General features: G+C 42.4%; 8 protein-coding genes. 6 read left to right on the forward strand and 2 right to left on the reverse strand.

The genetic code is table 11. The features are described 5' to 3' along the window. Nucleotides 1–300: 300 nt before the first annotated feature. Complete coding sequence (gene patD / locus HCR01_RS35790) at nucleotides 301–654, reverse strand: heterocyst frequency control protein PatD (RefSeq protein WP_193200652.1); 354 nt, start codon at nucleotides 652–654, stop codon at nucleotides 301–303. A 294-nt stretch (nucleotides 655–948) separates the two neighbouring features. Here patD and HCR01_RS35795 point away from each other — a divergent pair, with 294 nt between their 5' ends. From HCR01_RS35795 to HCR01_RS35810, 4 genes are all read left to right on the forward strand, one after another. Then, complete coding sequence (locus HCR01_RS35795; protein ID WP_193200653.1) at nucleotides 949–3,216, forward strand: RelA/SpoT family protein; 2,268 nt, start codon at nucleotides 949–951, stop codon at nucleotides 3,214–3,216. A 145-nt stretch (nucleotides 3,217–3,361) separates the two neighbouring features. Beyond that, nucleotides 3,362–3,682 carry a tetratricopeptide repeat protein gene (locus HCR01_RS35800; RefSeq protein ID WP_193200659.1) on the forward strand — a complete coding sequence of 107 codons (321 nt, stop codon included), beginning with the start codon at nucleotides 3,362–3,364 and terminating at the stop codon, nucleotides 3,680–3,682. Beyond that, nucleotides 3,664–4,032, forward strand: a complete 369-nt coding sequence (locus HCR01_RS35805; RefSeq protein WP_193200654.1) for a pentapeptide repeat-containing protein — start codon at nucleotides 3,664–3,666, stop codon at nucleotides 4,030–4,032. The genes HCR01_RS35800 and HCR01_RS35805 overlap by 19 nt, the downstream gene beginning before the upstream one ends. 745 nt (nucleotides 4,033–4,777) lie before the next feature. Continuing rightward, nucleotides 4,778–7,114: a cation:proton antiporter gene (locus HCR01_RS35810; RefSeq protein ID WP_193200655.1), complete on the forward strand. Its 2,337-nt coding sequence runs from the start codon at nucleotides 4,778–4,780 to the stop codon at nucleotides 7,112–7,114. A gap of 56 nt (nucleotides 7,115–7,170) precedes the next feature. Here HCR01_RS35810 and HCR01_RS35815 read toward each other — a convergent pair whose 3' ends face one another. After that, entirely contained in the window at nucleotides 7,171–7,389 is a 219-nt protein-coding gene (locus HCR01_RS35815; RefSeq protein WP_193200656.1) for an Hfq-related RNA-binding protein, read from the reverse strand. A 120-nt stretch (nucleotides 7,390–7,509) separates the two neighbouring features. On the opposite strand from HCR01_RS35815, the gene dapF reads away from it, so the two are divergent. Together dapF and HCR01_RS35825 are read left to right on the forward strand one after the other, a co-directional pair. Further along, nucleotides 7,510–8,349, forward strand: a complete 840-nt coding sequence (dapF, locus tag HCR01_RS35820) for a diaminopimelate epimerase (RefSeq protein WP_193200657.1) — start codon at nucleotides 7,510–7,512, stop codon at nucleotides 8,347–8,349. A 447-nt stretch (nucleotides 8,350–8,796) separates the two neighbouring features. Further along, complete coding sequence (locus HCR01_RS35825) at nucleotides 8,797–8,988, forward strand: hypothetical protein (RefSeq protein WP_193200658.1); 192 nt, start codon at nucleotides 8,797–8,799, stop codon at nucleotides 8,986–8,988. Nucleotides 8,989–9,303: the final 315 nt, after the last annotated feature.

A 9,303-nucleotide genomic window follows, 5' to 3' on the forward strand; every position in this document is an offset into this window, starting at 1 on the left:
CAATCTTACTGATGAACGACTATGGATTCTACAGTTTCTTGGTGCGCCTTGCAGAAAATATTATCTTCTCAACTGATAGACCTGCGGAATGTGGGTTAATACACTAGTGATTGAGCCGAAGCGCATGTATGGCCGTAGTCACATAAGTTAAGACAGTGTTGATTGCAAGAGAGTAATCAAGCAACTGACTTTATACTCAACACTTTGCCATAGCAACGTTTAAACTTGTTGCCAAAATAACTTTCAACTATGGGTCGTCAATGGGATGATGAAGTAACTAGAGAAAAAGGTGAACAATTGTTATTTTTCTCCCTCCGCTTTTTGTTGCATAATGGCATCACAGTATTGGATCAGAGTTGTCAGGCGATCGCTAATAGTCTGAAGTCTCGCCTGTGCAGTAGATGCCTGTCGCGCTCCTTGGAAAAACATCACATCTATTTCCAACAAGCGCAATTGCTTGCTGATTTCCGTCCGATAAGACTGTACCCGCAAATTTCCATCAGTCAAAGGCACAATTTCCCGCCCAAACAACTGCTGTACCGAGGCCAAACGCTGCCTCAGCGCAGGTGCATCTAGTCCAGTTATGGTAGCATCAGCACGTAACTGCTCTAGCAATGTTGCTAGTGCCTGATATTTCTCAAGATTTAAAGACATCCAGTGCTAGTTAAGATAGTATTAATGTCAAGTAATTTTTCTTCTACAATAAACTTTTCTGAGTTAGTGTTAGCATCAAAAGCCTCAAATAAAGACTTGAGGCTTTGTTTGCAATCAATGGATTTTCAAGTTTATGATCCTTTAAATTCTGCCGGATGATTGCTATCAGAAACTTAAGAATCATCCTTGCACTACTTTTTACACCCGTCTCTGGGCAACAGCATCTTCTAAGTACGATGCTGCCAGTTTTGTCTATCACTCGCTTATCTACCGATCACCTTTAGTCCCAATTGTATGAGCAGCATAGCGATAAATTCCTCAATTGATCTTACCCTTCCAGACTGGTTACAGAAATGCTTGAAGGGAGCATCAGCAAGTAGCAGCGAAGCAGAAGATGACCGAAGGCATAGTGATACCGTTTTGATTGCTAGCGCATTTGAATTTGCTTATCAACTTCATCAAGGTCAATACCGCAAATCTGGAGAACCATACATTGCTCATCCTGTTGCTGTAGCTGGATCACTGCGTGACTTGGGAGGCAGTCCTGCTATGATAGCAGCTGGTTTTCTCCATGATGTAGTTGAAGATACAGATGTCACAATTGAAGAAATAGAAGAACGCTTTGGGCCAGAAGTACGACAATTGGTCGAAGGTGTCACCAAGCTTTCTAAAATCAATTTTAAAAGCAAAACTGAAAGCCAAGCCGAAAACTTCCGACGGATGTTTTTGGCAATGGCGCAAGATATTCGAGTAATTGTGGTGAAATTGGCAGATCGTTTGCATAATATGCGAACTTTACAATATATGCCAGAGGCTAGCCGCCGCCGTAGCGCTCAAGAAACGCGAGATATCTTTGCACCTTTAGCTAATCGCTTGGGGATTTGGCGGATTAAATGGGAACTGGAAGATTTAGCTTTTAAATATCTGGAACCGGATGCTTTCCGCGAAATTCAGCAGCATGTTTCTGAAAAACGGACAGCGCGGGAAGAGAAATTAGCTAAAGCTACGGATATTTTGCGGGAGCGTTTGCAGCAAGCGGGAATTCGCTGCCAGGATATTAGTGGGCGTCCTAAGCACTTGTATGGTATTTACCAAAAAATGCAGCGGCAGCAAAAAGAATTTCATGAAATTTACGATTTGGCAGCGCTGCGAATTATTGTCCAAACCAATGAAGAATGCTATCGTGCTTTAGCAATAGTTCACGATGCTTTTCGCCCAATTCCCGGTAGATTTAAAGACTACATTGGACTGCCTAAGCCCAATCGTTACCAGTCGTTGCATACTGGAGTGATTGGTTTGACTGGTCGTCCTTTGGAAGTACAAATTCGGACGATAGAAATGCATCATATCGCCGAGTACGGGATTGCTGCTCATTGGAAGTACAAAGAAACAGGCGGTTCTAGCAATAGCCATTTAACGGCGGCAGATGAGAAGTTTACTTGGTTGAGACAGCTTTTAGAATGGCAAAGCGATCTTAAGGATGCACAAGAATATCTTGATAGTGTCAAGGACAATCTATTTGAAGATGATGTCTATGTCTTCACCCCTAAGGGGGATGTTGTTCCTTTAAGCCCTGGATCTACCAGTGTCGATTTTGCTTATCGCATTCATACAGAAGTGGGCAATCACTGTACAGGGGTACGAGTAAATGGGCGAATGGTACCTTTGTCAACACGGCTGCATAATGGCGATATCGTGGAGATTATGACTCAGAAAAACGGTCATCCGAGTTTGGATTGGTTGAACTTTGTCAGAACTTCCGCGGCAAAATATCGGATTAAACAATGGTACAAGCGATCGCGCCGAGAAGAGAATGTCGCCCGTGGGCGGGAATTGTTAGAAAAAGAACTTGGTAAAACTGGTTTTGATAGCCTGCTCAAGTCAGAAGCGATGGAAAGTGTCGCAGAAAAGTGTAACTACCACAGTGTGGAAGATTTACTTGCAGGTTTAGGTTACGGTGAAGTCACACTAAACCTAGTGCTAAATCGTTGGCGCGAAGTGGTGAAAGCACAACAACCAGTCACCATTGCAACCCCATTTATCCCCAAAGAGCCAACTACAGCAAAAGCTTTGCGAGATGCGCCTGCAACTACCTCCCGTACTGATTCACCAATTGTCGGGGTAGAAGGATTAGTTTATCATCTGGCTGGGTGTTGTACCCCAATTCCTGGCGAACCAATTATCGGTGTAGTCACACGAGGTAGAGGAATTTCGATTCATCGCCAAGGATGTCATAATCTGGAAAATGTCGAATATGAGCGGCTAGTACCAGTCAGGTGGAACTCAACGGCTGAAAACAGCGGTCGTCCGCACACTTACCCAGTGGATATTCAAATTGAAGCACTTGATCGCGTAGGAGTGTTAAAAGATATTTTGTCCCGGTTGAGCGACCAAGGGATCAATGTACGTCATGCTCAGGTAAAAACCGCGATTGGTCAACCAGCATTAATGGACTTGGGGATCGATATACGCGATCGCTCTCAATTAGAGCAAGTGTTTACCCAAATCAAGAAAATGAGCGACATTCTGAATATACGTCGAATTGGTCAAATTGACGAGTAATAAATAGAAAGACGTAGTTTTACTGTATTAATTAGTAGGTGCGTTAACGCGGTGTAACGCACTAATTTCAAGATATCGCCTGCGGACAGTCCAAGGATTATCTTAAATTTAAATATAGAGGTTTGATAATTTTTGGATGGCGATCGTGACTACAGAGGAATTTCAGCAATTGATCGAAAAACAGCCCTCATATCTCAATACACTGCCAGAAGCTCTGCGAGCAATGTGGTATGACAAGAAAGGTGATTGGGAACAGGCACACGAAATAGTCCAAAATGCTAGCGATGCTGACAGTGCTTGGGTTCATGCCTATCTACACCGAAAAGAGGGTGATTTGAGCAATGCCCATTTCTGGTATCGACGCAGTGGTCAGCCAGAGTTTTTCAAAGAGCTAGACCAGGAATGGGAACAAATAGTTTCTTTGTTGCTGAAAAAGGTCAACATAACATGGACACGGCAGAATTAAAGCGGCGTTATGCCGCAGGGGAAAGATATTTTCCAGCAGCTATCTTAATTGGAATCAAGCTAATTGGAGCTTATCTGCCGGGAATCAACTTATGGGGAGCAGATTTAAGCGGAGCTAATCTAGCTAAAGCCAAACTTTGGGGAGCAGATTTGAGTAGAGCTAACTTAGCTAAAGCAAATTTGACCAGAGCTAATTTGAGCGGTGTCAAGCTGAATGAAGCAAATCTTCGGGGAGCCAAACTTAATTATGCCAAGTTGTATGGAGCAGATCTTACTGGAGCTTGCTATGACGAAAGTACTAGGTTTTCTAGAGGTTTTGACCCCGTAAGTAAAAATATGCAGAAGTTTTGATGTTCTCACGGTTTGAAGCCGTGAGATTCTTGACTTTGGTATTGCAAAACTTGTTCGCTACATGAAAGGGCGTTCATCATTGTTTTTGGTTGGAACAAAGGACAAAAAGACAGCGCTAATATGGGTAAAAAGAACAATTAAAAGTTTGTTTAAATTCCTACAGCGCGTCTTCAAGAAAGAATTGCTCAGTTATGCGAACAATATGGAATCGAGTTTGTACAAGCTGATGCCAACGGCGCGGCAAATATTATAGCCAAAGTAGCGATAAAACTAGGTCTAGACCTTAGCGGAATCAGTAGGGTGTCTTTGATAGCACCATTGAAAGTTCGTTTGTGGACTCTTCAAGAATCCCACGGCTAGAAGCCGTGGGGAGTATCAATTCTTATCCTTAATAAGCAACTCTTATTAACGCTATTAGCCTTTTAGCGTCAAGACCTATTGACATATCGTAACAATATTGTTATGTTTAATTACATTAAAACAAAGTGTGTAACCAAATTTTACGTGTATAGCGTCACCGCAATATTTTAGTTTTCCGTAAGTGGTTAACTAATACTTTTTAAATTCAGTATTTGTATCTTTAATTGTCATTCTGACTTCTCTCTCCTACCTCGGTTAGTTTCGCCGAGGTTTTTTATTTTAGATTCAGCAAATTTTGCAATCTCTACATCAACATCCTATTCCTCAGACATATAAAACTTTGTATGCTGAGTTCAATGGGTCTTAATAGTTCTGTTAAAAACTGGTGCAAGAAGATTTTAGGCTAATTGTTGATTTAGTTTTAGTTCTCGCCGTTGCAGCTTGTGGCGGACTGTTAGCGGCGCTGTTACGACAACCAGTGTTACTGGGGTATCTCATCGGCGGGATGATTGTAGGGCCAGCCGGACTGGGACTGATTAAAGAAGTTATTCAAGTGGAAACTCTGGCACAGTTCGGCGTCGCCTTTTTGTTATTTGCTTTGGGAGTGGAATTTTCCTTTGCAGAACTCAAAAAGGTAAAAGCGATCGCTCTTGGAGGCGGAGGACTCCAAATTGCGCTGACGATTTTGATCACGGTTTTGGTATGTGGGGTAACAGGAGCTTGGGGAACCTTACCTGCTAAAGGTGTGTTTTTAGGCTCAATTCTGTCTTTATCTTCCACAGCAGTTGTCCTCAAGTGCTTGATGGAACGCAACGAAACAGATACACCCCACGGTCAAGTAATGTTGGGGATTTTGGTCGTGCAGGACTTGGCATTAGGACTGATGCTAGCCGTGTTACCAGCCCTCAACCAACCAGCAGAAACTATTGGCATCGCCGTGTTAACAGCACTGCTGCGGATTGGTTTATTTGCAGCTGGCGCAGTGGCGGCGGGAATTTGGCTGATCCCCCCTTTGTTGCGAATGCTAGCCCGCACCGAAAGCCGAGAGCTTTTTTTATTAGGCGTAGTTGCCTTGTGTTTAGGTATTGCACTGTTAACAGAGTATTTGGGACTATCTATCGAGATGGGGGCGTTTGTCGCTGGTTTAATGATTTCTGAGGTGGAGTACGCCGACCAAACCTTAACTTATGTAGAGCCGCTGCGAGATATTTTTGCTAGTTTATTTTTTGCCGCCATTGGGATGTTAATTGACCCAGTGTTTTTGTGGAACAACCTAGAATTGATTCTGGGGCTGGTGGCACTAGTTTTTGTGGGTAAGTTTTTGATTATCACGCCCTTAGTGAAACTGTTCCGCTACCCGTTGAAAACAGCTTTAATTGCCGGGTTAGGATTAGCTCAAATTGGGGAATTTTCCTTTGTTCTTGCTAGTGAAGGGCAAGTGTTGGGGTTGGTATCCCGACAGATATATTTACTAATTTTGGGAACCACAGCAGTCACACTTGTACTTACGCCTTTTGTACTGCGGTTAGTACCATTTTTATTTAACTTTGCCGAATCAATGCCTTGGCTGAAACTATATTTAGAAGAAGATCAGCCACGCGATATGTCAGAAGAACTACCCTTAAAAGACCATGTAGTAGTTTGTGGCTATGGGCGAGTCGGTAGGAATTTAGTCAAGTTGTTGCAGCAACACAACTTACCTATAGTTGTCATCGACCAATCAGAAAATAGAATTCAGCAGTTACGTGATGCCGGAGTGTCTTATGTATATGGTAATTGCGTCAGTTTACACGTTCTGGAAACAGCTGGAGTCAACCATGCTAAAGGAATGGCGATCGCGCTTCCTGACCCCATGAGTACCCGTCTTTGCCTAAAACGCGCTTTAGAATTGTGTCCAGAACTAGATTTGGTCGTCCGCGCCACCCAAGATAAAAATATTGAAGTGCTTTACCAATTGGGAGCCAGGGAAGTTGTGCAACCAGAGTTTGAAGCCAGCTTAGAAATGGCAACCCATCTATTAATTGGCTTAGGCTTGTCACCAGACGTCTTGCAGCGGGAAATGCAGCAAATCCGCAACGATCATTATTTACAATTACGCCCAGAGCGTTCTGCATCAGAAGTTTCCTACGATTTGCAGCAAGCAACCCGCGATTTAAATCGGCGCTGGTATCCCCTACCATCTGATTCGCCCTTGATAGGTATGAGTATAGAAGAAGCAGATATGCGCTATCTCACAGGAGCGAGTTTAATGGCAATTCGCCGCGCTAACGGCGATGAAATAGATTATCCCAATAATCAAACTAGATTAGAAGAAGGCGATCGCCTCCTGGTAGTGGGTGCAGATGAGGAACTGGCGGCTTTGGCAGAATTAGCTAAAGGACAGGTGGCTGTTCCCGGTGAAAATAGTGCTTGCCAGTGGATAACAATTAATAGTGATTCCCCAGTTTTGGGTAAAACCCTTGCAAATTTGGATATCCAACAGTCATCTGGAGGACAAGTGCAAGCCATCCGGCGAGATGGTAAGTTTATCCGCTCTCCTGATGACAGTATAGATTTACGCTTGGGTGATCAAGTGCTATTGTGCGGTAGTTTGCCCAGTCTGAATCAACTACAACCGTTGTTTGCCTCAACCAGTGCAGTTTCTCTATCTCTCCCAGTGGTGAAAGCTGCTGAGGCAGAAGCGCTTAAAGAGTTTCTACCTCTAGATAATTGGCGGGAATAGTCATTAGTCATTAGTCATTGGTCATTTGTAATTGGATGTTAACAAAGGACAATTGACTAACTCTTAGGCTTAATGTAAGCGATCGCTTGCTTCCAAATAGTGGTTTGCTGACTGTTCTCATCTACAATACATACACAGTATGAGTCTTGCCATAAAACCCTACCTGTAAGCAAATCTCCTGTCACTAGTTTAAATTCCACCTGTATTGTTTCTTTAATCAGGTGTTGCACTTGCCGAATGCTAGGCAGTGAGGTATCAAATTCAGTTGTCAGCATTTTTGGTAATGATGTATGCAAAATTAAGGGAATGGGAACTGGGGACTGGGGACTGAATTCTTCGCAATCCCTAATACCCGATTAACAGTAACTAATCCTTGATAATTCATCCTTCGAGAAATGGCAATCGAATTTACTAAGTATCATGGTCTGGGTAACGACTTTATTCTGATTGATAATCGCTCGTCATCTGCGCCTGCACTGACACCAGAGCAAGCGATCAAGTTGTGCGATCGCCACTTTGGCATCGGTGCTGATGGTGTAATTTTTGCCCTACCTGGAGAAAAAGGTGCTGACTACACCATGCGAATTTTTAATTCTGATGGTTCAGAGCCGGAAATGTGCGGTAATGGTATTCGCTGCTTAGCTGGGTTTTTGGCAGATTTAGAGGGCGAATCCCGAAATCAAGACCGATATCGCGTTCATACATTAGCTGGTGTCATCACACCTCAACTCATGTCTGATGGTCAAGTTAAGGTAGATATGGGTTTACCCCGTTTACTCGCTCAAGAAATTCCTACCACCCTTGTACCCGCCCAAGAAAAAGTTATTAATCAGCCGCTAGAAGTAGCCGAGCAAATTTGGAATGTTACCTGTGTGAGTATGGGAAATCCTCACTGCATTACTTTTGTGAAAGATGTCGCAGCAATTCCCTTAGAAACCATCGGCCCCCAGTTTGAGCATCATCCAGTTTTTCCCCAACGGACAAATACCGAATTTATTCAAGTAGTGAGCCGTGACTATCTAAAAATGCGGGTATGGGAAAGAGGTGCTGGAATCACTCTGGCTTGTGGTACTGGTGCTTGTGCTGCTTTGGTAGCTGGTGTATTGACAGACAAATGCGATCGCAGCGCTACCGTAGAATTACCCGGTGGAGCTTTACAAATCGAATGGTCAGCAATAGATCAGCGTGTTTATATGACTGGATCTGCTGAGCGGGTATTCACTGGTAGTATATAAGTCACATTAATATAGAGTTTTTCTTGAGGGCTTTTATTTCCCCTTGAAAATTTGGGTTTTTCCTCATTTTTAAGGGGGCTAATATCACTCTGCTTTTGACATGCCGTCACTCAACTCTTAAGCTACTTCCTATCATAAGTTTGTCCAAAAAACTATATTAGGGTAGTCATTATAATGCCCACTCTACAAGCTACAAGATGCTATAAAAAGTGTTCAGGTTATTTTTGCATAATACTTAAAAAGAGTGAGATTGTTTTTAGCGTTTAAAAAAACTTTCCTTGAAACTAGAATTAGATTTGTCATGAGCCGAAAGTCATAAATTTAGTCTACTTATTTCTAACTTTAGGGGAATTTAATATTTAGAAAATGTATTTAGAAATAATAACAGAGGTGTTACACACTTTACTCATTTGTGCAGCACCTCTGTCAGTAAGTGAGGCAAAAATTATGTCATATCAAGTTATGGAATCTAATGCATTTGTGGAGTTATCCACAGAGGAACAGCAATTTCTATCTGGAGGATGCAAACATTGTGGTGGAAAGAAATATCACTACCACCATCACCACCATCACCATGTTCACGAGTTTAGATACCCCAAGAAAGGTACGAAAGACTGTTGTGATAACGACAGTGACTAATGATTTTCTACATAGGTAGGTGACAGTTTTGTAACGAACAGGTAGGATTCCCTTGAGAATCAGTTTTTTTAGACGAAGTTCTAAAATAGGGAATACCTACCAACCATATTTTTACAACTCTTAATTTAACTAAATTTATACAAAATTTTAAATAAAATATTAATCAAAGTTTGACAAGTTTAAAAAAGAGGAAGAATCAAAAGATGCCTCAGCGATAGAATAGACCTCTTGCAAAAGTCAGTTAAACAGATTCGGTTTTGGGCAGACGAAGTTCATAGTTGTACAAACCAGCTATTAGATTAAACCTTAAGCCAA

The organism is Nostoc sp. MG11, assembly GCF_014904695.1.
Taxonomy (GTDB): Bacteria; Cyanobacteriota; Cyanobacteriia; order Cyanobacteriales; family Nostocaceae; genus Komarekiella.

Bases quoted from the DNA above. Each gene is read 5' to 3' on its own strand.
- patD (WP_193200652.1), bottom strand. From the start codon at position 654: ATGTCTTTAAATCTTGAGAAATATCAGGCACTAGCAACATTGCTAGAG.
- HCR01_RS35795 (WP_193200653.1), top strand. From the start codon at position 949: ATGAGCAGCATAGCGATAAATTCCTCAATTGATCTTACCCTTCCAGAC.
- HCR01_RS35805 (WP_193200654.1), top strand. From the start codon at position 3,664: ATGGACACGGCAGAATTAAAGCGGCGTTATGCCGCAGGGGAAAGATAT.
- HCR01_RS35815 (WP_193200656.1), bottom strand. From the start codon at position 7,389: ATGCTGACAACTGAATTTGATACCTCACTGCCTAGCATTCGGCAAGTG.
- dapF (WP_193200657.1), top strand. From the start codon at position 7,510: ATGGCAATCGAATTTACTAAGTATCATGGTCTGGGTAACGACTTTATT.
- HCR01_RS35825 (WP_193200658.1), top strand. From the start codon at position 8,797: ATGTCATATCAAGTTATGGAATCTAATGCATTTGTGGAGTTATCCACA.